Origin of the sequence: Streptomyces sp. NRRL S-378 (assembly GCF_000720645.1) — a bacterium.
Lineage (GTDB): Bacteria > Actinomycetota > Actinomycetes > Streptomycetales > Streptomycetaceae > Streptomyces.
On the sequence record NZ_JOBX01000015.1, the window covers coordinates 1 to 22,297 of the forward strand.

The 22,297-nt window shown below is 74.4% G+C and carries 15 protein-coding genes, 1 tRNA gene and 2 pseudogenes; 8 read left to right on the forward strand and 10 right to left on the reverse strand.

The window, feature by feature from the left end; translation table 11 throughout:
* From IH80_RS0113515 to IH80_RS0113525, 3 genes and pseudogenes are all read right to left on the reverse strand, one after another.
* Positions 1-1,890 (reverse strand): annotated as a pseudogene (locus IH80_RS0113515) (hypothetical protein); the annotation flags it as partial.
* Between the two features lie 125 nt (positions 1,891-2,015).
* Complete coding sequence (locus IH80_RS0113520; RefSeq protein WP_030960406.1) at positions 2,016-2,753, reverse strand: 3'-5' exonuclease; 738 nt, start codon at positions 2,751-2,753, stop codon at positions 2,016-2,018.
* 90 nt (positions 2,754-2,843) lie between these two features.
* Positions 2,844-4,121 (reverse strand): SAV2148 family HEPN domain-containing protein, encoded by a 1,278-nt coding sequence (locus IH80_RS0113525; RefSeq protein ID WP_030960408.1) that lies wholly within the window; start codon positions 4,119-4,121, stop codon positions 2,844-2,846.
* A gap of 286 nt (positions 4,122-4,407) precedes the next feature.
* Between IH80_RS0113525 and glgX the strand changes: the two genes are divergently transcribed.
* Complete coding sequence (glgX, locus tag IH80_RS0113530; protein WP_030960410.1) at positions 4,408-6,522, forward strand: glycogen debranching protein GlgX; 2,115 nt, start codon at positions 4,408-4,410, stop codon at positions 6,520-6,522.
* On the opposite strand, the gene IH80_RS0113535 is transcribed toward glgX, so the two are convergent.
* The gene (locus IH80_RS0113535) at positions 6,507-7,901 is read right to left on the reverse strand and encodes an MFS transporter (RefSeq protein ID WP_078906499.1); all 1,395 of its coding nucleotides are present in this window, start codon (positions 7,899-7,901) and stop codon (positions 6,507-6,509) included. The genes glgX and IH80_RS0113535 overlap by 16 nt on opposite strands.
* A gap of 82 nt (positions 7,902-7,983) precedes the next feature.
* Here IH80_RS0113535 and treY point away from each other — a divergent pair, with 82 nt between their 5' ends.
* From treY to IH80_RS0113550, 3 genes and pseudogenes are all read left to right on the forward strand, one after another.
* On the forward strand, positions 7,984-10,356 hold the full coding sequence (gene treY, locus IH80_RS0113540; RefSeq protein ID WP_051809254.1) for a malto-oligosyltrehalose synthase: 2,373 nt from the start codon (positions 7,984-7,986) through the stop codon (positions 10,354-10,356).
* 138 nt (positions 10,357-10,494) lie between these two features.
* Positions 10,495-10,764: pseudogene (locus IH80_RS0113545) on the forward strand (dihydrolipoyl dehydrogenase); the annotation flags it as partial.
* A 136-nt stretch (positions 10,765-10,900) separates the two neighbouring features.
* Positions 10,901-12,394 carry a M14 family zinc carboxypeptidase gene (locus tag IH80_RS0113550; protein ID WP_078906500.1) on the forward strand — a complete coding sequence of 498 codons (1,494 nt, stop codon included), beginning with the start codon at positions 10,901-10,903 and terminating at the stop codon, positions 12,392-12,394.
* Here IH80_RS0113550 and IH80_RS0113555 read toward each other — a convergent pair.
* Together IH80_RS0113555 and IH80_RS0113560 are read right to left on the reverse strand one after the other, a co-directional pair.
* Positions 12,349-12,834, reverse strand: coding sequence for a GNAT family N-acetyltransferase (locus IH80_RS0113555; RefSeq protein WP_030960415.1), 486 nt, complete (start codon positions 12,832-12,834; stop codon positions 12,349-12,351). The genes IH80_RS0113550 and IH80_RS0113555 overlap by 46 nt on opposite strands.
* A 96-nt stretch (positions 12,835-12,930) precedes the next feature.
* Positions 12,931-13,494 (reverse strand): DUF1707 and FHA domain-containing protein, encoded by a 564-nt coding sequence (locus IH80_RS0113560; protein ID WP_030960416.1) that lies wholly within the window; start codon positions 13,492-13,494, stop codon positions 12,931-12,933.
* Positions 13,495-13,605: 111 nt separating this feature from the next.
* Between IH80_RS0113560 and treZ the strand changes: the two genes are divergently transcribed.
* Positions 13,606-15,354: a malto-oligosyltrehalose trehalohydrolase gene (gene treZ, locus IH80_RS0113565; protein WP_030960417.1), complete on the forward strand. Its 1,749-nt coding sequence runs from the start codon at positions 13,606-13,608 to the stop codon at positions 15,352-15,354.
* Between the two features lie 10 nt (positions 15,355-15,364).
* Here treZ and IH80_RS0113570 read toward each other — a convergent pair whose 3' ends face one another.
* Positions 15,365-16,504: a M24 family metallopeptidase gene (locus IH80_RS0113570; RefSeq protein ID WP_030960418.1), complete on the reverse strand. Its 1,140-nt coding sequence runs from the start codon at positions 16,502-16,504 to the stop codon at positions 15,365-15,367.
* Positions 16,390-17,346 (reverse strand): LysR family transcriptional regulator, encoded by a 957-nt coding sequence (locus tag IH80_RS0113575; RefSeq protein WP_078906507.1) that lies wholly within the window; start codon positions 17,344-17,346, stop codon positions 16,390-16,392. Before IH80_RS0113575 ends, IH80_RS0113570 begins: the two co-directional genes overlap by 115 nt.
* A gap of 77 nt (positions 17,347-17,423) precedes the next feature.
* Here IH80_RS0113575 and IH80_RS0113580 point away from each other — a divergent pair, with 77 nt between their 5' ends.
* Positions 17,424-18,263, forward strand: coding sequence for a glutamine amidotransferase-related protein (locus IH80_RS0113580; RefSeq protein ID WP_107056812.1), 840 nt, complete (start codon positions 17,424-17,426; stop codon positions 18,261-18,263).
* 74 nt (positions 18,264-18,337) lie between these two features.
* Positions 18,338-18,410, forward strand: a tRNA-His gene (locus tag IH80_RS0113585).
* A 59-nt stretch (positions 18,411-18,469) separates the two neighbouring features.
* On the opposite strand, the gene IH80_RS0113590 is transcribed toward IH80_RS0113585, so the two are convergent.
* Entirely contained in the window at positions 18,470-19,225 is a 756-nt protein-coding gene (locus IH80_RS0113590) for an alpha/beta fold hydrolase (protein WP_030960422.1), read from the reverse strand.
* Between the two features lie 73 nt (positions 19,226-19,298).
* Between IH80_RS0113590 and IH80_RS0113595 the strand changes: the two genes are divergently transcribed.
* A complete protein-coding gene (locus tag IH80_RS0113595) occupies positions 19,299-20,012 on the forward strand; it encodes a hypothetical protein (protein ID WP_158943429.1) in 714 nt (237 codons plus the stop codon).
* Here the strand turns inward: IH80_RS0113595 and IH80_RS0113600 are convergent.
* Positions 19,999-22,059, reverse strand: coding sequence for a phosphocholine-specific phospholipase C (locus IH80_RS0113600; RefSeq protein ID WP_030960426.1), 2,061 nt, complete (start codon positions 22,057-22,059; stop codon positions 19,999-20,001). The genes IH80_RS0113595 and IH80_RS0113600 overlap by 14 nt on opposite strands.
* Positions 22,060-22,297 lie beyond the last annotated feature (238 nt).

Genomic DNA, 22,297 nt, shown 5'->3' on the forward strand with positions numbered 1-22,297 from the left:
AGCCGTGACACCCGACGCCGGAATGCCCGCCGTACCCGCGACCTGCAAGGTCACGGTCCCGCCCTGGCCCACCTTCGCCTTCGGCACACCCAGCCCGACGCGCGTGTCCATCAGCCGCGTCGGCGTGACCGGCTTGTACGTGCCCAGGCCCGAGACCGGAGGCGGCGTCACCGTCAGCGTGCCCGCCGCGTACTGGGAGCCCAGCGCGCTCACGCGGATGTTCCAGTGGCCGGCGGGAGCCGTGCGCAGGTCCACGGTCGCCTTCAGGGTGCGGGCGTCGTCGGAGACCGAGACGGTGGTGGCCGTCAGCGGCGCCGGGCCGCCGGTCAGCTGGACGGTGGTGCTCATGCCCAGAGCCGTGCCCTGCACGGTGAGGGTCGCGACCGTACCGCTCTGCACGGTGGTCGGCGTGACCGTCCCGACGGTCACCTCGTCCGAGCCGCACGGCGCGCTGGTGCAGACGAGTTCGGCGCGGTAGGCCGTACGGTCGGTACGGTCCGGCAGCGCGAGGACGAACAGGCTCTGGTCGGAACCCTGGCACTCGTACGAGGACGAGGTGTTCATGCAGAGGTCGGTCCCGGTCTTGCTGTACAGCGAGGGCCGCGGGGTGTGGGTCCCGCCGTCCGTGGCGGCGATGTCGGCCCTGAACCGGTCGCCCGAGACGCTCGGCAGGACGGCGCACACGCCGGTCCGCTCCTCGGAGAGCGTGCCGGTCAGCGGACCGTACCCGTACGCGACCGACCCGACGCGCGGGCAGTCGGCGGCGGGCCCGGCGGCCGTGGCGATCCGCCAGGCGTCGAGGCGGTAGGAAGCGGGCAGGGACCAGTTCTCGGGAGCCTGCGTGACGACCTGGTAGCCGGTGGACCCGGTGGGCGTGCACGCCCAGGTCCGCGGATGGCAGGCGATGCCGCCGGCGTTGTTCATGATCAGCATGTTGGTGCTGTCGTGGGCGTCCCGGACGTCGATGTGCAGCCGGTCCGTGGCGGCAGCCGTGGTGATCCGGTGGCAGCGCAGGGTGCCGCTCTGGCCGGACGACCCGGTCGTGGCCGCGGCTCCGACCGTCGTGGCCGCGGAGGTGGCGCAGCCGCGGGCCGCGGCGGTGACGTCTCGGCGGTCCAGGGTGTGGCCGCGCGGGACGTCCTGGCCTTCGAGGAGCACGGTGTAGGCCTTGCCCGCGGTGAAGGAGCAGCTGGTGAGGCCGTCGGTCCGGAGCTGCTGGCCCGGGGTGGGGTGGCTGTGGCAGGAAGGCCCGTTGCCCTCGGTGTCAATCACGGTGATCGCGTAGTCCGGGAACAGGTCCGCGTCGTCCGGAAGGCTGTAGCGGACACGGAGGAGCTCGGAGGTGGAGTGCGCGTCGGCCGGAATCGTCAGGCAGTGCGAGAAGACGCCGTTGCCGGTCTCCAACCGCACCGTCCCCGAATCGTCGGCGAACGTACCCGCGGGCAGGGTCTGGCAGTCCTTCTGGAGTACGTCCGTACGCACGAGGTGGACGCCGTACGGACCGCTCGCCCCGCTGTCGTCGGCGCGCACCAGCGCGCGGAACGGTGCCGTTCCGGTCAGTGCGCACGCGCCCCGCGCCAGGTCACCGGCGCTGCACTGCGCGGTGCCGTTGCGATCGACCACCTCGGCCTGGACGGTCAGGCCCGCGCCGCCGCGCGAGGTGAGGGCGGCGATCCGGGCGCCCTGCGGGCTCGGCAGCTCCAGGCAGTGCGTCTGCCCGGGCGCGGTGAACGTGCCCGCGTACCGCCCCTCGGTGACGCTGACGCAGTCCTCGGCGACCGGTGCGGCCTGAGCGGTGCCCACCGGCAGGAGCAGCGCCGCGAGGACGCCGAGCAGACAGGTCAATACGGTGGAGATCAGGCGTCTTCCGGACGCCGATGCGGCTGTCATGGGCCCCCCAGGGTGATGTGCGACGAGAGATCGTCGCACATCCGTACGGGGTCGGCGTGGCTGACGTTCGCGCACCGCGTCACCGCGTCACCTGGCCCGCCACTGCCCCGTCGGGCCGGGTCCGGTCAGGCCGGGACCAGGTCGCGCAGGGGCCAGGCGGTGTCGATCACCGCGTCCGGGGTGCCCTGGCGGCGCAGGTAGGACTGGAAGTCCCGGGCCCACCGGGCGTGCCAGGTGCCCTGTTGGGCGTGCAGGTCGGCCGGGGTGAGCGAGGCCACCTGCGGGTGCCGCTCGGCTATCGCGCGGGCCACATGGACCGCGGCCAGCGCGTCCGCGCCCGCGTCGTGCGCCGCCTCCAGCGTGACCCCGTACACCCCGCAGACGGCCTCCAGGGTCCGCTTGCCGCGCCGGAATCGGTCCACGGCCCGGTCGATGGTCAGCGGGTCGACCACCGGGCCGGTCCGCGCCCCGCCCAGCCGGTCGGCCAGCGAGGGCAGCCCGTGCCGGGCCAGTTCGGCGCTCAGCAGTGTGAGGTCGAAGGCCGCGTTGTACGCGACGACCACCGCCCCCGTACGCCAGTGCGCGACCAGCGCCTGCGCGACCTCGTCGGCGACCTCCCGCACCGGGCGGCCCTCCGCGACGGCCCGCTCCGTGCTGATCCCGTGGATGGCCGAGGCCCCCTCCGGAATCGGTATCCCCGGATCCGCGAGCCAGCCGCGCCGCTCGTGCACCACCCCGCCGCGCACGTCGACCACGGCCGCCGTCACGATCCTCGACTCGCCCGGCTCCGTGCCGGTCGTCTCCAGGTCGAACCCGATCAGCACCCGGCCGTGCCAGCCCCCCGTACCGCGCTGGTCCTCCACCCCGTGTCCTTCCCCCGTACACCTTCGGTCAACGGGTTTCAGCCTGCCACGGGCCACTGACAAGCCCGGCGACGCCCCCTTGCGGGAGGCTCACGACACCGGGCGGGAGTCCTCCCACATCGACTCGAACTCCTCACGGTAGGTCTGGAACAGTCCGTGGTCCGCGTCCTTGGGCACCCCGCGCCCGCCGCCCCGCAGCACCAGCACCGGCGACTCCATCCCCCGCGCCCGCCGCAGGTACGACTGGACCACCGCGATCCCCGAGGACTGCCCCTCCACCAGGTAGGCGGTGAAGCGGGGCGTCTCGTCGAAGACGTGGATCTCGAAGCGCGAGGGGTCCCGCAGCCCCGCCCGGACCCGTCGCACGTGCAGGATGTTCATCTCCACCGAGCGGCTCAGCTCGCCCTTGCGCAGCCCCAGCTCCCGCTCGCGCCGTTTGACCGCGCTGCTCGCCGGGTTGAGGAACAGCAGCCGCACCCGGCAGCCCGCCTCCGTCAGCCGGACGAGTCTTCGCCCGGAGAAGTTCTGCACGAGCAGGTTGAGACCTATCCCGATGGCGTCGAGCCGCCGCGCGCCCCCGAAGAGGTCCTCCGCCGGCAGGTTGCGCTGGAGCCGCACCCGGTCCGGGTGGACCGAGACGACGTCCGCGTACCGGTCGCCCACCAGGTCCTCGACGGCGTCGATCGGCAGCCGGTCCGCGGCGGGGCTGCCCGATCCGCCGCCCAGCACCTCCAGCAGCCGCGCCGAGGCCCGCTCCGCCTGCTCCAGCACGGGCCGCGACAGCGCCCGGTTGCGGGAGACGACGTTGCGGGTGACCTCCAGCTCGTCCAGGGCCAGCTCGATCTCGCGCCGGTCGTCGAAGTACGGCTCGAAGCACGGCCAGTGCTGGACCATCAGCTCCCGCAGCTGCGGCAGGGTCAGGAAGCTCAGCACGTTGTCGTCGGCGGAGTCGAGCAGGTAGCCCTTGCGCCGGCTGACCTCGCGCACGGCCACCGCCCGCTGCACCCACTCCTGCCCGGCGGGCCCGGCGGCCGCGACGACCCAGTCGTCCCCGCCGTGCACCGGCTCGTAGATCGGCCGCAGCACCGCGCCGACGACCGACCGCAGCCGCTGTTCGATCAGGTTGAGCCAGATGTACGCCCGGCCGGCCCGCTGCGCCCGCGTACGGACCTCGCTCCAGGCCTCCGCGCCCCAGTCCAGCTCGGCGCCGGCCCCCGCGCTCCCGGCCTCCGCCGGCCCGCCCGCCAGGGAGACCGTCCCTGCCGGGATCCCCGTCGGCGCCCCGCCGGGGACACCTCCTGGGGCGTCCGCCGGGCCACCCTCGTGACTGCTGTCACCAGGGGGCAGCTCCAGACCTCCCGAGCTCACCCGTGCACCGCCTTCTGCGTCTGGACGCCCGTCTCCAGTGATCACGGAAGGGTATCCCGCGCGTGCGGCCCGGTGCAGCCCGATGAGGCTTACCAAGACCGTCCATTGACCCATTATCGGATGCACGGACAGTCCGCTGACCCGCCTATCAGCTCTGCGGGTCACCCGGTAGGACCACTCCCAAGTCCGCGCGTGAGGACCCTCTTTCGGGGAAGATCTGGCAGTGACGCGGTCCATGCCGGATCATCCGGGACGTCTTTCGACACCGAGGGAAGAGTCGTTGTCTATGCAGGTCTGGCCGGGACAGGCGTATCCCCTCGGCGCCACGTACGACGGCGCCGGAACGAACTTCGCGGTCTACTCCGAGGCCGCCCGGCGCATCGAGCTGTGCCTCCTCCACGACGACGGGTCGGAGACCGCCGTCGAACTGCGGGAGACGGACGCCTTCGTCCGCCACGCGTACCTGCCGGGGATCATGCCGGGCCAGCGCTACGGCTTCCGCGTGCACGGCCCGTACGAGCCCGAGCGCGGCCGGCGCTGCAACGCGGCGAAGCTGCTGCTGGACCCGTACGCGCGGGCGATCAGCGGCCGGGTGAACTGGAACGAGGCGGTGTACGGCTACCACTTCGGCCGGCCCGACTCCCGCAACGACCTGGACTCCGCCCCGCACACCATGAGCTCGGTGGTGGTGAACCCGTACTTCGACTGGGCCAACGACCGGCCGCCGCGCCACGAGTACCACCACACCGTGCTGTACGAGGCCCACGTCAAGGGCCTGACCATGCGCCACCCCGACCTGCCCGAGGAACTGCGCGGCACCTACGGGGCGCTCGCGCACCCGGCGGTCATCGGCCACCTCGCCAAGCTCGGGGTCACGGCACTGGAGCTGATGCCGGTGCACCAGTTCGTCAACGACCACCGTCTGGTCAATGACGGACTGAGCAACTACTGGGGCTACAACACGATCGGCTTCTTCGCCCCGCACAACGGCTACGCCTCGGGCGACCGCGGCCAGCAGGTGCTGGAGTTCAAGTCCGCCGTGCGGGCCCTGCACGAGGCCGGGATCGAGGTGATCCTCGACGTGGTCTACAACCACACCGCCGAAGGCAACCACCTGGGCCCGACGCTGTCCTTCCGGGGGCTCGACAACGCCTCGTACTACCGGCTGTCGGACGATCCGCGGCACTACATGGACACCACGGGCACCGGGAACTCGCTGCTGATGCGGTCCCCGCACGTACTCCAGCTGATCATGGACTCGCTGCGCTACTGGGTCACCGAGATGCACGTGGACGGCTTCCGCTTCGATCTCGCGGCGACGCTGGCCCGCCAGTTCCACGAGGTGGACCGGCTGTCGTCGTTCTTCGACCTCGTCCAGCAGGACCCGGTGGTCAGCCAGGTGAAGCTGATCGCCGAGCCGTGGGACCTCGGCGAGGGCGGCTACCAGGTCGGCAACTTCCCGCCGCTGTGGACGGAGTGGAACGGCAAGTACCGCGACACCGTACGGGACCTGTGGCGCGGGCAGCCGCGCACGCTCGCGGAGTTCGCGGGGCGGCTGACCGGGTCCTCGGACCTGTACCAGGACGACGGGCGGCGCCCGCTGGCCTCCATCAACTTCACCACCTGCCACGACGGGTTCACCCTGAACGACCTCGTCTCGTACGACGAGAAGCACAACGAGGCCAACCGCGAGGGCAACCGGGACGGCGAGAGCCACAACCGGTCGTGGAACTGCGGGGTGGAGGGCCCGACGGACGATCCGGAGATCATGGCGCTGCGCGAGCGCCAGATGCGCAACTTCACGGCGACCCTGCTGCTGTCGCAGGGCGTGCCGATGCTCAGCCACGGCGACGAGTTCGGCCGCACCCAGGGCGGCAACAACAACGCCTACTGCCAGGACAACGAACTGTCCTGGGTGGCCTGGCCGGAGCCCGGCAAACCGGCCCCCTCGCTGCTGGAGTTCACCCGCCGGATGGTGTGGCTGCGCCGTGACCACCCGGTGTTCAGGCGGCGCCGGTTCTTCCACGGCCGGCCGGTGGAGGGCACGCACGACGAGCTCTCCGACATCGCCTGGTTCACCCCGCACGGGGAGGAGATGCGGGCACGGGACTGGCAGGCGCAGCACGCCCGGGCGCTGACCGTGTTCCTCAACGGGGAGGCGATCTCCGAGCCGGGCAGCCGCGGGGAGCGGATCACCGACGACTCGTTCCTGCTGATGTTCAACGCCGGTGCGGATCCCCAGGAGTTCACCGTGCCGCCCGGGCACGGCGCGCAGTGGCGGCTGGTGGTGGACACCGCCCGGGCGGACGTACTGCCACCCGGCACCGGGCCGCAGTACGCGGCCGGCGACCGGGTGGCACTGACGGGACGGTGTCTGGTGGTGCTTCAGCGGCCCGCGTAGGCGGGGTCCGGGTCCGGCCGTCCGCCCGGTTCGCCGTCCTGTCCGGGCTGCGGGGCGGGCCCGGCGCCCGGCTCGTCCCCCCGGCCCGCCCCGGCGCCCGCCACGTCACGGCCCGGCTCTGCGCCCGGGTCTGCGCGCGTCTCGGCGGGCGGAGCAGCGGGCGTACGGGCGGCGGACGTACGGGCGGCGGGCACGGGGGTGGCGAGGGCGAGGGCGAGGCAGAGCGCGGCCGCCCCCACGGCCACCGCGAAGGCCGCGCTCGGGCCGTACTTCTCGGCGAGGCGCCCCGCGACCACGAGCGAGGCGGCCTGCCCGGCCACCAGGCTGCTGGCGGCGAAGGCCATGGCGGTGGCGAGCCTGTCCGGTTCCACGGCCCGCTCGGTCAGGGCGAACGCGGTGATCAGGTGCGGTGCGTAGGCGGCCCCGAGGACGGTGACGACCGCGTACAGCGGCCACAGGCCGTCGGTGACGAGCAGCGGCGCGGAGAGCACGAGGGCGGCGCCGGTGGCCACCCGCCAGCGCAGCCGCAGGCCGAAGCGGGCGGGCAGCGCGCCGAGCGCGAGGCCGACGGCGGCGCTGACGACGCCCATCGCGGAGTAGACGACGGCTGCCTGGTCCGGGACGCCGAGGCGGATGGTGAGCGCGGTGATGCCGGCCTGGCAGGCGCCGAACATCACGCCCTGGAGCGCGAGGGAGCCCCGTACGGCGTGGACCACGGCGGGCGGCCGGACCCGGCGTCCGGCGCGCCGTTCGCGCGCCGGTGATCCGGCGGTGGCCGAGGCGGTCGGGTGCAGGGCGAAGGCACCGCCGAAGACGGCGACGAGGCCGGCCGCCCCGGCCAGCGCGAAGGCCGGGTGTGCGATCAGCGCGGCGAGCCCGACCAGGGCGGGCCCGAAGACGAAGGAGACCTCGTCCAGGGTGCCCTCGAGCGCGTGGACGGCGCCCACGACGCCCTCGTCGGCCCCGGCGCGGCGGGCCAGGGCGACGGAGCGGGTCCGGGCGAGCGGTCCGACCAGCGGCACGGAGGCCCCGGTGAGGGCGCCGATCGCGGCGAGCGGGAGGGTCGCGAGGTGGGTGAGGGCACCGGCGACGAGGGCGGCGGTGGCGACGGCGTTGACGGCGGCGGCGACCAGCACGACGGGCCGCTGCCCGTACCGGTCGGCGAGCCGGCCGAGGACGGGTCCGCAGAGGACCTGGCCGAGGGAGAGGGTGCCGCCGACGATGCCCGCTGTGGCCAGGGAGCCGCTGGTCTGCGCGACCAGCAGGAAGCTTCCGAACTGGGACATCGCGACCGGCAGGCGGGCGAGGAAGGAGACGAGCGGGAGGAGGGGCCCGGTCAGGGCGATGACTCTTCGATACGTGGTGACGGTTCCGAGCACTTGATCGACACTAACCCGGCGCAGTCACTCGGATGCATTGGGTCATGGCACGGAATCCGGCAGGTTGGGTACGTACGTTCTCATGAGCCAGCCGCGCCCGACCCCCGCATCGGAATCCGATCTTCCGACACCCGTCACTCCGGCGTCGACCTATCGCCTCCAACTGCGCCCGGAATTCCCCTTCGCGGCGGCCGAGGCGGCCGTGCCGTACCTCGCCTCGCTCGGCGTGTCGCACCTGCACCTCTCCCCCGTCCTGGAGGCGGCGCCCGGATCGGCCCACGGGTACGACGTCACCGACCACTCGCGCGTACGGGCCGAGCTCGGCGGCGAGCCCGGACTGCGGGCCCTGGCCGCGACGGCCCGGGCGCACGGCCTCGGACTGGTCCTCGACATCGTGCCCAACCACATGGCGGTGCCGACGCCGCTGCGGCTCAACCGGCCCCTGTGGGAGGTGCTGCGGGACGGGCCCGGTTCGCCGTACGCGCGCTGGTTCGACATCGACTGGGAGGCCGGCGGCGGACAGGTGGTGCTCCCGCTGCTCCCGGGGCCCGTGGACTCCTGCGATCTGCGGGTCGAGGGCGAGGTGCTGCGCCACGGGGAGCAGGAGTTCCCGCTGCGGGAGGGGACCGAGGACCTGGCCCTGCCGGAGCTGCTGGCCGCCCAGTGGTACCGGCCGGCCTGGTGGCGGGAGACCGCCACCACGCTCAACTACCGGCGCTTCTTCACCATTTCGGAGCTGATCGGGGTCCGGGTGGAGGAGCCGGAGGTGTTCACCGCCACCCACGCGAAGGTGCTGGAGCTGGTCCGCGACGGCGTCGCGCAGGGGCTCCGGATCGACCACGTGGACGGCCTGGCCGACCCGGAGGAGTACCTGGGCCGGCTCCGGGCCGCGACGGGCGACGGCTGCTGGGTGGTCGTGGAGAAGATCCTGGCCCGCCACGAGCGGCTGCCGGCCGGATGGCCGGTGGCGGGGACCACCGGGTACGACGCGCTGCACCGGGTCGACGGGGTGTTCACCGATCCTGCGGGCGCCGCGGAACTGGCGGCCCGGTACGGGGAGTCGACCGGGCTGCCGCAGTGGGCGGAGACGGCCCGGGCCTGTGCGCGGGAGGTGCTGACCGGCGATCTGGCGGCCGAGCTGGGGGCGCTGGAGCGCCGCGCCGGCGGGGAACTTGCTGCGGCGGTCCGCGAGTTGCTCATCGCCTTCCCGGTCTACCGGCCCTATCCCGGCGAGCCGGAGCTGCCGCCGCAGGCGCTGGAACGGGCGGCCGAGCTGGCCGGTCCGGCCGCGGTGGCCGGCGTACGGGAGCTGCTGCTGCGGGATCCGGCGTTCGCCGCCCGGTTCGCCCAGACCTCGGCGGCCCTGCGCGCCAAGTCCCTGGAGGACCGGGCCTTCTACCGGTACGCGCCGCTGCTGTCGGCCACCGAGGTGGGCGGGGAGCCGGGGCGTCCCGCGGTGTCGCCCGAGGAGTTCCACGCGTACTGCGCCGCCCTGGCCCGGGACTGGCCCGGCACCGGCACGGTGCTGTCCACGCACGACACCAAGCGCAGCGCGGACGTCCGGGCCCGCATCTCGGCGCTGTCGCAGGCCCCGGAACTGATGGACTCCCCCGCGGACCCCTCCGCCGGAACCGCCGCCGACGGCTCCCGGGCCCCCGAAGCCTCCGACGGGCCCGACGGCTCCGACTGCTCCGACGGCCCGGGCGGCGGGAAGGCCGCCCGCGACCCCCACCTGGCCTGGGTGGCCCGGCAGACCGCGCTGGGGCTCGGCCGGGCCCCCGAGGCGGTGCCGCGTCTGGCCGCCGCCCTGCTCAAGGGGGCCCGCGAGGCGGCCCTGCACACCAGCTGGACCGACCGGAACGAGGAGTACGAGACGGACGTACCCGGCTACGCCCCCGCCCCGCTCGACCTGCCGGCGGACCTCGCGGAGGCGGCCCGCGCCAACCTGCTCGGCATGGCGCTGCTGCACCTCGCGATGCCGGGGGTCCCGGAGGTCTACCAGGGCGCGGAGACCGAGTACCGGGCCCTGGTGGACCCGGACAACCGGCGCCCGGCGCACTTCCCCCGCGCGGCGCTGGCCCGGCTGGACGGGGGTGCTGTCCCGAACGACCCGGCCGAGGAGAAGCTGGCCCTCACGGCGGCGCTGCTGCGGCTGCGCCGCGACCGGCCGGAGCTCTTCCGCGGCTACGCCCCGCTCGCGGCCCGGGGCCCGGCGGCCGGGCATCTGGTGGCCTTCACCCGGGCCCCGGGCCTGCTGGTGGCGGCCACCCGGTTGTCCCACCGGCTGGCGGCGTCGGGCGGCTGGCGCGGCACCCGGCTGGACCTGCCGCCCGGCACGTGGACCCCGGCCCTCCCCTCCCCCTCCGACCCGACATCCCCTGTGCGGCACAGCAGTTCGGTCGACGTGTCCACGCTGCTGAACGGCCGCCCGGTGGGGGTGTGGCTACGCCGCTGAACCCCTGCACCGGGCCCGCCGGCCGCTCCCGTCCCGTCCGGCCGTGGTCCGCGCCGCCGGGTTCCGGAGCGGAGGAGCTCCGCGAAGGCCGCCGCCGCGCCGGTCAGCGGGACCCCGGGAGAAGGCCGCCAGGCGCCGGACTCGCTGCCGCCGACGGCCGTGGCGAAGGGCCTGGTGCACGGGCGGGGCGGCACGGTGAAAGTGGTCGCCGAGCGGGGCGGGCGTGTGCTGGGGGTGCACCTGGTGGGGCCTCAGGTGTCGGAGATGATCGCGGAGAGCCGGCTGATCGTGGGCTGGGACGCGGAGCCGTCCGACGTGGCCCGTCACGTGCACGCCCACCCGACCCTCTCGGAGGCGGTCGGCGAGGCCTTCCTGGGCCTGGCGGGCAGGGGCCTGCACCAGCGGTAGCGCGGGGCGTGCCGGGGGCGGTGCGGCACAGCCTTGGCCAGGGGTTTCGCCGGATCTCGGGGGAACTGCGGGGCCCGTACAGCAGTAGGCGGCGGGCCCGGCGGGCATGGCATCCCTTGTGACTCTCCTCCGTGACATGTGCTACCCCACACCGCAGGAACTCGGGCTGGCCGCCCGCGCTCTGGCGGACGAACACCCCGGCGAGGTCCGGCTCCGCCAGGCCGGCACCTCGCGGGCCGGGCAGCCGATCTGGGTGCTGTCCGTAGCGGCGACCGCAGCGGCCGGCGCGGACCACCCGGACGGCACGCACGGCCCGGCCCCGGCAGACCACGCCGCCGGCCCGGGCGGCGCGGACCGGGCGGAACGCGCGGACGGCGACGCAGGCAGCCCGGACCCGGCGCACCGCCCGGACGGCGCGGACGGCCCGGACCGGTCGGACCGCCCCGGCGGTGGGGGCGGCCCGGACCGGTCGGACCGCCCCGGCGGTGGGGGCGCCCGCAACGTCCTCGTCGTCGCCGGAGCCCACGCCAACGAGCCCGTCGGCGGGGCCACGGCCCTCTCGCTCGCCCGCCGGCTCCTGCGCGACCCGGCGCCGCGCGCGGGCTGCGGCTGGCACTTCCTGCTCTGCGCCGACCCGGACGGCGCGGACCTGCACCGCACGCCCCGCCCGTACTCGCTGCTGGACTACCACCGGTACTTCTTCCGGCCGCCCGGGCCCGAACAGCCCGAGTGGGCGCCGTCGTTACTGCCCGCGGACCGGCTGCCGCCGGAGACCCTGGCGCTCCTCGCGCTCATCGACGAGTTGCGGCCCGTCCTCCAGGTCTCCCTGCACGCCACCGACCTCGGCGGCTCCTGGGTGCAGCTCACGCGGGACATACCGGGCCTCGCCGAGCCGTTCGCGAAATCGGCCGCCGATCTGCGCATCCCGGTGGAGAACGGGGCCTCGGACGCCGCCGGCTGGCCCTCCCCCGGGCCCGGGATCTTCGTGATCCCGGAGCCGGGGAGCGAGGCGGCCGGAGCGTTCCACCCGGAGGACACCCGGCTGAGCACCTGGTACCACGCCCACCGGTACGACGGCACCACCGCGATCGTCGAAGTCCCCATGTGGGCCTCCGACCTGGTGGACGACCCGGCCCCGCACCCGGACCCGCGCGGCGCCCTGCGGATGCTCGCCGGGCGGCTCACCGCGGACGCCGCGCTCGTCGCCGAGGCCCGTGACCGCGCCCGGAGCCGGGACCGGCCGGGGCCGGACGCGCACGAGGACCCGGCCGCGGCCCCCCTGCTGCGCGCAGTGGACTGGACGCTCGCGCTGATCCCCCGGATCGCCGTCGAGTGGACCGGCCCCGGCGCCCCCGCGGAGGCCACGGCGGCGTACATCGCCAGCATCGACGCCTTCGGGCGCAGGCTGTCGCTGCGCGCGGCGGCGATGCTGCTGCGGGTCCTGCGCGCCGAGGGGCATCCGGCGGCGCCCGGGCTGGACCGGCTGGTCACCGGCTGGTGCGAGGAGTTCGCGGCCCGGTTCGGGGCCCGCTGGATCCCGGTGGCCACCCAGGTGGAGCACCAGTCCCGTACGGTCCTGGCCGCCTACGCGCGGCTCGTGGCGGCCGGCCGCCCCACGGGCAGGGTGTAGCGGAACTTGGGGTTCGAGGCGGCGCCGAGCCGGTCGTAGAAGCGGATCGCCCCCTCGTTCCAGTCGGGGGTCTGCCACTGGACCTGCTCCAGGCCCAGCTCGCGGGCCAGCCGCGTCACGCCGTCCACCAGGACGGCGCCCAGTCCCTGGCCGCGGGCCTCCGCGGTCAGGTAGAGGCAGTCCATGTGCAGGTAGTCGCGCGCGTCCCAGAAGGCGAACTCGGCGGAGCAGGCGGCGTACCCGGCGACGGCCCCGTCGGCGTTCTCGGCGAGCAGCACCCACAGCCGGGCGTCCTCGGCGAAGAGCCGCGGGCCGAGCCGCCCGGCGAGGTCCACGGGGCGGGGGGCCGACTTCTCGTAGGCGACGTGCTCGTGGATGAGCTCGACCAGCCGGGGCAGGTCCCCGACCCGGGCACGGCGGATGACAGGCGTGTGTTCCATACCGCCATCCTGCGCGGTCCCTCCCGCCGACGGAGCGCCGGGGGACCGGCGGGTGGGGCCGGTGAGGCGTGACCGGCGGACGGCCGGACGCCCGGCTCAGCCCGCCGAGAGGCGGAAGGTCATGTTGCCGAAGCTGACCTGGTCGCCGTCGCGGACGACCGCGGAGCCCGTCACGCGGCGGCCGTTGACGCTGGTGCCGTTGGTGGAGCCGAGGTCCTTGAGCACCCACACCCCGTCGCGCAGGCTCAGTTCCGCGTGGATCCGGGAGACGGTCTCGTGGCTGAGGCGCAGCCCGTTGCCCGGATCGCGGCCGATCCGCAGGGCCGCGGCGCTCGGGTGGGGCAGCAGCAGCTTGGGCAGCCGCTCGGCCGTCCAGGCGCGCCGTACCCCGGCGGACACCGCCGACACCCGGCCGACCCAGCCGAACAGCTTCCGGGTCCACGGGCTTTCGGCGGCCTCCCGGGACTGGAGGTCCGCGGTGAGGACCGCGAGGTCCTCGGAACGGCGGGCCACCAGGGCGAGTTCCATGCGGCGCAGGAAGGTGTCGTGGGACAGCTTGCCGAGGGCCGCACCCTCCCTGAGCTGGCCCAGCGCACGGTCTCGCTCGGCGTCCGACAGCCGCGGCGCGGGGAAGGCAGGAAGTTCGAAACTCGACGTCACAGGGTGATTGTCGGCCCGTCGGGGGCGGAGTGTCCAGAACTCCCCCGCCCCGCCCGGAATGATGGGCAGGATGAGCATGCTGGACACCGCCGACAGACGAGGGGGCCGCCCGTGCAGTTCGAGGTGTGGGCACCGCTGACGGGCCGGGTCGCCCTGCGACTCGACGACGAGACGTACGCCATGGCGCGCGATCCGGACCGGGACGGCTGGTGGACCGTGCAGGCCCCGGCCGGGGACGGCAGCCGGTACGGCTTCCTCCTGGACGGGGACACCGTCCCGCGCCCCGACCCGCGCGGCCGGCGGCTCCCGGACGGCCCCGACGGGATGTCCGCCGTCGTGGACCTCGACGCCCTCGCCCCGCGGTCCGCCCCCTCGCCCCGCGTCCCGCTCCAGGACGCGGTCCTGTACGAGCTCCACGTCGGCACCTTCACGCCCGAGGGCACCTTCGACGCGGCGGCGGCCCGCCTCGGCCACCTCGCCGCCCTCGGGGTCACGCACGTGGAGCTGATGCCGGTGTGCTCCTTCGCCGGCCGGCACGGCTGGGGGTACGACGGAGTCGCGCCCTGGGCCGTGCACGAGCCGTACGGCGGCCCGGCCGGCCTGGCCCGCTTCACGGCGGCCGCGCACGCGGCCGGGCTGGGCGTGGTCCTCGACGTCGTGCACAACCACCTCGGCCCCTCCGGCAACCACCTGCCCGCCTTCGGCCCGTACTTCACCGACACCCACCACACCCCGTGGGGCGCCGCGGTGAACCTGGACGCGCCGGGCTCCGACGAGGTGCGCGCGTACCTCGTCGGCAGCGCGCTCGCCTGGCTGCGCGACTACGGCATCGACGGGCTGCGGCTCGACGCCGTCCACGCCCTGGCCGACGGGCGGGCGCTGACCTTCCTGGAGGAACTGTCCGCGGCCGTCGACGCACTCGCCGCCGAGACCGGCCGACCGCTGTTCCTGATCGCCGAGTCCGACCGGTGCGACCCGCGCACCACCACTCCGCGCGCCGCCGGGGGCCTGGGTCTGCAGGCCCAGTGGAACGACGACTTCCACCATGCCCTGCACTGCGCGCTGACCGGCGAATCCCAGGCGTACTACGCCGACTTCGCCGAGGCCCCGCTGGCCGCCCTGGCCAAGACCCTGACCCGGGTCTTCTTCCACGACGGGACCTGGTCGTCCTTCCGGGGCCGCACGCACGGCCGCCCGGTGGACCACCGCCGGACCCCCGCCCACCGGTTCGTCGGCTACTCCCAGACCCACGACCAGATCGGCAACCGGGCGCTCGGCGACCGCCTCTCGGCCTCCCTCTCCCCCGGGCTGCTGGCCTGCGCTGCGGCGGTGGCGCTGACCGGGCCCTTCGTCCCGATGCTGTTCATGGGCGAGGAGTGGGGCGCGCGCACCCCGTGGCAGTACTTCACCGACCATCCCGATCCGGAGCTCGGCGAGGCGGTGCGGTCCGGCCGGCGCCGGGAGTTCGCGGCGCACGGCTGGAAGGCCGAGGAGATCCCCGACCCGCAGGACCCGGCCACCCGGGACCGTTCCTGCCTGGACTGGTCGGAGCCCGAACAGCCGTTGCACGCGCGCCTGCTGGACTGGTACCGCACCCTGGTCGCGCTCCGCCGCACCCACCCGGACCTGCGCGACCCGGACCTGGCGGCGGTCCGGGTCGCCCACGACGAGGAGCGGCGCTGGCTCACCTTCCGGCGGGGCGACGTACGGGTGGCCGTGAACCTCTCCGCCGAGCCGGTGACGATCGCCCTGGGCCGCAACGGGGTGCGGGTGCTGGCGTCCTGGGAGCCGCTCGAACACCCCGGGCCGGACGGGCGGATCCACCTGCCGGGCGAGTCGGCGGTGGTCCTCGGCCCCTGACGGCGCCGGCCTACTCGACGACGGCGAGTTCGCGCGGGGCGTTGTTGAGGCGGCGCCCGCCGTCCTCGGTGACGGTCACGATGTCCTCGATGCGGACGCCGAAGCGGCCCGGGAGGTACACGCCGGGCTCCACGGAGAAGCACATGCCGGGCAGCAGGGGCTGCTCCTCGCCCTCGACCATGTACGGGGGCTCGTGGGTGGTGACGCCGATGCCGTGGCCGGTGCGGTGGATGAAGCGGTCGCCGTAGCCGAACTCGGTGATCACGGCCCGGGCCGCCCGGTCCACCTCCTGGCAGGCGACGCCGGGCCGGACCGCCGCCACGCCCGCCTGCTGTGCCTCGCGGACGATGTCGTGGACCCGCTGCTCCTCGGCGGTGGGCTCGCCGACGTGCACCGTGCGGGAGATGTCGGCGCCGTAGCCGAAGCGCAGGCCGCCGAAGTCGAGGACGACCATGTCGCCGTGGCGGATGACGCGGTCTCCCGCCTCGTGGTGCGGGTTCGCGCCGTTGGGGCCGGAGCCGACGACGGTGAAGTCGACCTGGGAGTGGCCGTGCGCGCGCAGCAGGGCGGCCAGGTCGGCGGCGACGTCGGTCTCGCGGCGGCCGGCGAAGGGGACGTGGACGATCTGCGCGTAGGCGGCGTCCGCGGCGGCTCCCGCCGCGGCGAGGCGCTCCAGCTCCCGGGGGTCCTTCACGGCGCGGAGCATCGGCAGGCAGTCGGTGAGCGCCGCGAAGGAGGTGTTGGGCAACTCCCTCTGGAGGCCCAGGAGATGCAGGGACCAGGTGTTGTCGCTGACCCCGAAACGGCCGCGGATGTCCAGCAGCGGCGCGGTCACCGCGTACGGGTCCTTGCCGTCGGCCCAGTCCCGCAGGGTCAGCGCGCCCGCCCCGGGGGCGGAGGCCGCGTCGGGGGCCTCCAGGGCGGGCACGATCAGCACCGGGTCCTGGCCGGCGGCCAGCACCAGGAGGGTCAGCCGCTCGGTCTCGGCGGTGGGGCGGTATCCGGTGAGGTGGGTGAGGTCGGGGCCGGGGGCGATCAGCAGTCCGGCGAGTCCCGCGTCGGCGGCGCTCCGCGCGGCCGAGGCCATGCGGGCGGCGTAGTCGGCCGCGGTGAAGGGGGCGGGGCCTGCGGCGTCGATGTCATCCGCCATACGGGGGATCCTGCCGTGAGCCGTGCCGCGAGGGCGGCGGCCGCGCCGGTCGGAGTGCCGGGCGAGAGCAGTTCCGTACGGTGCACCAGGCGCGGGCCGGACAGCGGTACGGCGACGCCCGCGCCGGCGGCCTCGGCGACGCGGCGCGGGAGGAGCGCGAGGCCGTGCCCGGCGGCGGCCAGGGCGCAGAGGGCGAGCAGGTCGGTGCCCTCGTAGCGGACGGAGGCACGGGCGGCGGTGAGCGGCAGGCCGACGCCGGGGGCGTCGATCCAGCGGGCGTCGGCGAGGTCGTCCAGTCGGACGGCGGCCCGGCCGGCGAAGGGGTGTCCGCCGGGCAGCAGCACGGCCAGCTCCTCCTCTCCGACTCCCGTCACCGTGAGCGGCGCCACGTCGGGCAGCCGCAGCGGGTCGCTCGGTGCGGCCGGGCCGTCGACCAGCCCGAGGTCGCAGCCGCCGGTGGCCACGGCGGCGGGCACCTCGGCCGGGGGCAGCACGCGCAGGGTGACGCCGCTGGCGGGCAGGGCCGCGAGCAGCCGCGGGCCCACAGCGAGCGGGGACACGGCGAGGGTGACGCGGCCGGGCGGGGCGGCGGCCAGCCGCAGTACGTCGGCCCGCGCGGCGTCGAGCCGCAGCAGGAGCGGTCCGGCGTGCTCCAGGAGCCGCGCCCCGGCCGGGGTCGGTGCGACGGGGCGGCGGGTGAGGAGCTCCGCCCGCAGGTCCCCTTCCAGCGCGGCGATGTGCTGGGAGACGGCGGACTGGGTGTAGCCCAGCTCGCGGGCGGCGCCGGAGAAGGAGGAGAGCCGGGCCACGGTGACGAAGGTGCGGAGCAGGTGCGGATCCATGGTCATCAGGATCACTTATCGAAGGTGCACGAACAATCGTTGGCGCTGAAGCCGACGGCGGCCACAGGATGATCCACATGACCACCGCACACACGGCTCACACGGCTCACAGGGCAGACACGGCGCTCACCACCGACGCCTCGGGGGTGGCGCGGATCGCCCTCGTCGGCGACCGCTCCCCGCACGTGACGTCCCACACCCGGATCCCGCTCCTCCTCGACGCCCTCGCCGCCCGCGACGGGCTCGTCCTCGACGCCTACTGGATCCCCACCGGCGACGCCGCGGCCGAGGCCGCCGCCGGGAACCTGGCCCGCTTCGACGCCGTGTGGGTGCTGCCGGGCAGCCCGTACGCCAGCGAGGCGGGGGCGCTGGCCGCGATCAGGGTGGCCCGTGAGGAGGGCATCCCCTTCCTCGGGACGTGCGGCGGCTTCCAGCACACGCTGCTGGAGTACGCCAGGTCGGTGTGCGGGCTGGCCGACGTCGCGCACGCCGAGAACGACCCCGGGGCGCGGGACCTGCTGATCGCTCCGCTCGCCTGCTCGCTCGTCGGTCACGAGGGCCTCGTGCGGGCCGAGCCCGGGTCGCTCGCCGAGGCCGCGCTCGGCGCGGAGCGGTCGATGGAGCGCTACCACTGCAACTACGGCCCGGCTCCCCGGCACCTGCCGGCCCTCATCGCGCACGGACTGCGCCTGTCGGGGCACGACGAGAACGGGCAGGCGCGCATCGCGGAGCTGCCCGGGCACCCGTTCTTCCTGGCCACGCTCTTCCAGCCGGAGCTCCGGGGGGACACGGCGCGGCCCCATCCGATCATCAGGGCCCTCGCCGCGGCGGCCACCCGGCACGCCGCCGACCGCCGCCGGGGCGGGGTCGGGGCCAGGCTCGCCGCCACCCTGGCCGCGAGCCGGTCGGCCGGATAACGCGTCGCGGGACCACCCCGCAGATCGGCTATGCTGTGCTTGCACATCGAACGGGCGGTCCGCCGCCCTTCGTGGTGGGTGTAGCTCAGTTGGTAGAGCACCTGGTTGTGGTCCAGGTGGCCGCGGGTTCAAGTCCCGTCACTCACCCTGATCCCCTGGGGTACGAGGTCTCCTCGTGCCCCAGGGGTTTTTTCGTTGCCGCGTCGCTAGTCGCGGAGGAAGGCCTCCACCTCCGTGGCGAAGGCCACCGGGGTCTCGTGCGGCGGGTAGTGCCCCGAGCCGGCGATGGTCACGATCCGGCAGTTCGGGTACCAGGCCTGCCACGTGGCCCTCATCACGTCGGCGGTGAGCGCCAGGTCGTACTCACCGACCAGCACGAGCACCGGGACGGTGTTCCCCTTCACCGCGGAGGACAGGTCGAGGGACTGCCAGCTCGCGAGGTAGGCGGCGAAGGCCTCCGGCCGGGAGACCTCCAGGGAGTGGTCGACCATCCGGTCGAGCCAGTGGCGGCTCGCCCGGTTGCCGGTGACGAGGTCGAGGATGAGGCGCCGGTTCCCGGGACTCCCGGCGGCACCGAAGAAGAGCGCGTGGGTGGCGTCGTCCATCTCGTAGGGTGAGGCCGGCACGGGAGCCAGCCCGATCAGCTTCTCGATCCGCTCGGGGGCGCGGACGAGGACCTGCTGGGCGGCCTTGCCGCCCATGGAGTGGCCGAGCAGGGAGAAGGTGTCCCAGCCGAGCTCGTCGGCGAGTTCGAGGACGTCGTCGGCGATCTCCGCGATGGTGTGGCGGCCGGGGACGTCCCGGCGTTCGCCGTAGCCGCGGTAGTCGAGGAAGGCGTAGGAGAACCCTTCGGGGTCCAGGTGGTCCAGCACGGAGCCCCAGTTGGCGGAGGTGCCGAACCAGTCGTGCAGCACGATGACGCGGACGGGTCCGGTGCCGATCCGGCGGTGGGCGATGGCCATGCGTTCTCCCTCGGTGACGGGGGTGGTGACAACCGACGCCGTACGTCATGCCCATCGCGCCTACCATCACACCGTGAGACCTGCATCGCGCACGGACCGGCTGGTCATGGGGGACTTCTCGCGGCCGGACGGGGCCCGGCACCCCCATCACCCGCGAAGCTACGAGATCACCGACCCCGCCGAGGCCGCCGAGGTCCGGGCCGTCAGGGAGCTCGGCCGCAGGCTCGCCGCCGAAGCCGGCGACGGGCCGTTCGGCTGTTCCTGCGGGGACGACGACGGGACCCGGCACCCCACCCCCGAGTCGCGGCGGCTGCTGGACCCCTTGTCCCCCGGGGGGATCCCGGCCCGTCACCGGGCCCGCTGGGCGGCCGCGGCACCCGGCGCGCTGCGGGAGTACGCCGAGGCCCTGGCCGCCGGCGCCGAGGAGCCCGCGCCGCCGGCCGGGGTGCCGCTGAGCGTGGTCTTCGGCTGGCTGGGCGCCGTACGGGAGGAGCCGCGCGACGCGGCGTGGCTGCTCGCCGAACGGGCCCCGGTGCGGCTGCTGGCGGGGGCCGCGACCGCGGAACTGGCCTGGGCGGTGCGGGAGTCGGACCGTGCCGGGCTGGAGGGCGCGGTGCGGTTCTTCGCGGGTGAGGAGTTCACCACCCGCCACCCGAAACGGCGCCGGGTCCCCGACACCGCCCGGGACCTGCTGCTCCGGCACGCCCGCAGCCACCGTCCCGCGGACGTGGCGGCCTTGGAACGGCGGCTGCTGCGCGCTCCGGAGGACCGGATCAGACGGTCCTGATCGCCGGGTCGGAGACGCCCGGGGCGCCGGTCTCCACGTGCCCGGCGAAGCGGCGCAGGAAGGTGGCGTCGAGGTCGGAGACGACCTTGACGTCGTACCAGCGGCCGGTCGCGCCGAGGTCCACGGTGTGGGTGGCCGTGCCGCCCGCCGCGACGCGGAAGGTCTGGGCGGCGCCGCCGTAGGCGTTGGTCACCGTGAGGTTGACCGCTGCCGTGCCGGAGTTGGTCATCGTCAGGGCCAGGTTGCCGGTGGCGGTGACGTGGCGGGCCGTGACCTCGGGGCCCGCCTTCTTCGCCGGGCCCTTCCAGGTGCGCAGGAAGCCGTTGGGGCCCCATACCGTCAGGTCGATCCGGTTGCCGGTGGAGCTGCTGGTGGACCAGGTGTCGGAGAGGGTCTTGCCCGCCTCGACGGTGTAGGGCCAGGGGCCGTCCGTGCGGTTGCCCGACGTGCTGTGGAAGTGCGCGCCCAGGGTCGGTCCGGAGGCGAAGGTGAGGGTGAACCTGCCGGTGGAGACGGTGCGGGCGCCGTCCACGTACGGGACGTAGCCGAGCGCGCGGGTCGGCTTGGACCCGGCCTCCTGCGGGGGCAGGGCTGCCGTGGCGGGCGGCGTCGGGTGGTAGGACGGGTGGCGGTCCTTGTCCGGCGGGACGTACCCGGCCGTGGACGGCAGCGCGGCGGGGGCGGCGTCGGCCCGGGTGAAGTCGAAGGCCGAGGTCAGGTCGCCGCAGACGGTGCGGCGCCACGGGGAGATGTTCGGCTCGTGCACCCCGAAGCGCTTCTCCATGAAGCGGATCACCGAAGTGTGGTCGAAGGTCTCGGAGCAGACGTAGCCGCCCTTGCTCCACGGGGAGACCACGATCATCGGGACGCGCGGGCCGAGCCCGTACGGTCCGGCCGCGTAACCGCCGCCGCCCGCGTACAGGTCACCCTTGACGTCGGCCGTGGACAGGCCCCAGGCGGAGGACGCCGGCGGGTACGGCGGGACCACGTGGTCGAAGAAGCCGTCGTTCTCGTCGTAGGTGATGAACAGGGCGGTCTTCGCCCACACCGCCGGGTTCGCCGTCAGCGCGTCCAGGACCTGCGAGATGTACCAGGCGCCGAAGTTCGTCGGCCAGTTGGAGTGCTCGCTGAACGCCTCGGGGGCGGCGATCCAGGAGACCTGGGGCAGCGTGCCGCCCACCACGTCGGCGCGCAGCCGGTCGAAGTAGCCGTCGCCCGCCTTGACGTCCGTGCCCGTGCGGGCCTTCTCGTACAGGGGGCTGCCGGGCCGGGCATTGCGGTAGGCGTTGAAGTACAGCAGGGAGTTGTCGCCGTAGTTGCCGCGGAAGGCGTCGTTGATCCAGCCCCAGGAGCCGGCGGCGTTCAGGCCGTCGCCGATGTCCTGGTAGACCTTCCAGGAGATCCCGGCCGCCTCCAGGCGCTCGGGATAGGTCTTCCATCCGTAGCCGAGTTCCTGGTTGCCCAGGACCGGGCCGCCGCCCACGCCGTCGTTGCCGGTGTAGCCCGTCCACATGTAGTAGCGGTTCGGGTCCGTGGCGCCGATGAAGGAGCAGTGGTAGGCGTCGCACACCGTGAAGGCGTCGGCGAGGGCGTAGTGGAACGGGATGTCGTTCCGCGTCATGTACGACATGGTGGTGGCCGTCTTGGCCGGGATCCACTTGTCGTACTTGCCGTTGTTGTAGGCCTGGTGGCCGCCGGCCCAGTCGTGGTCGAGCCCCTCCAGGAACTGCATCCCGAGGTCCGCGATCTGCGGGTGGAAGGGCAGGATGTCCTTCGTCCCGTTCGACTGGTGGAAGACCGACTTGCCGTTGTCCTGGAGGACCGGCCGTGGGTCTCCGAAGCCCCGGACCCCCTTCATCGCGCCGAAGTAGTGGTCGAAGGACCGGTTCTCCTGCATGAGGACGACGATGTGCTCGATGTCCTGGATCGTTCCGGTGGCGCCCTGGGCGGAGATGGCCGCGGCCCGCGCGATGCTGTCGTTCAGCATGGCGACGGCGGCCGTGCCACCGGCTATCTGGAGGAACCTGCGACGGTTGAGTTCTGCCATGGGGTGACGACCTCTGGGGGTGAGGGGGAGTCGAGGGGCGCCCCAAGGACAGCGGTCCCGGGGGACCGGACGGGGGTGTCCTCGTGACGCCGCGCCGTACACCTGGAGAACGCAAGGCGTTCCGGTGCGGCCCGCGCGCCCGGCGGCCCGCCGCTGCCGCACCGTCGGGAGGGTACGGCGGACCACCCGCCCCACAACAGAAGACGGGAACGGGCCACTTGGCCGGAACGCGGCGTTC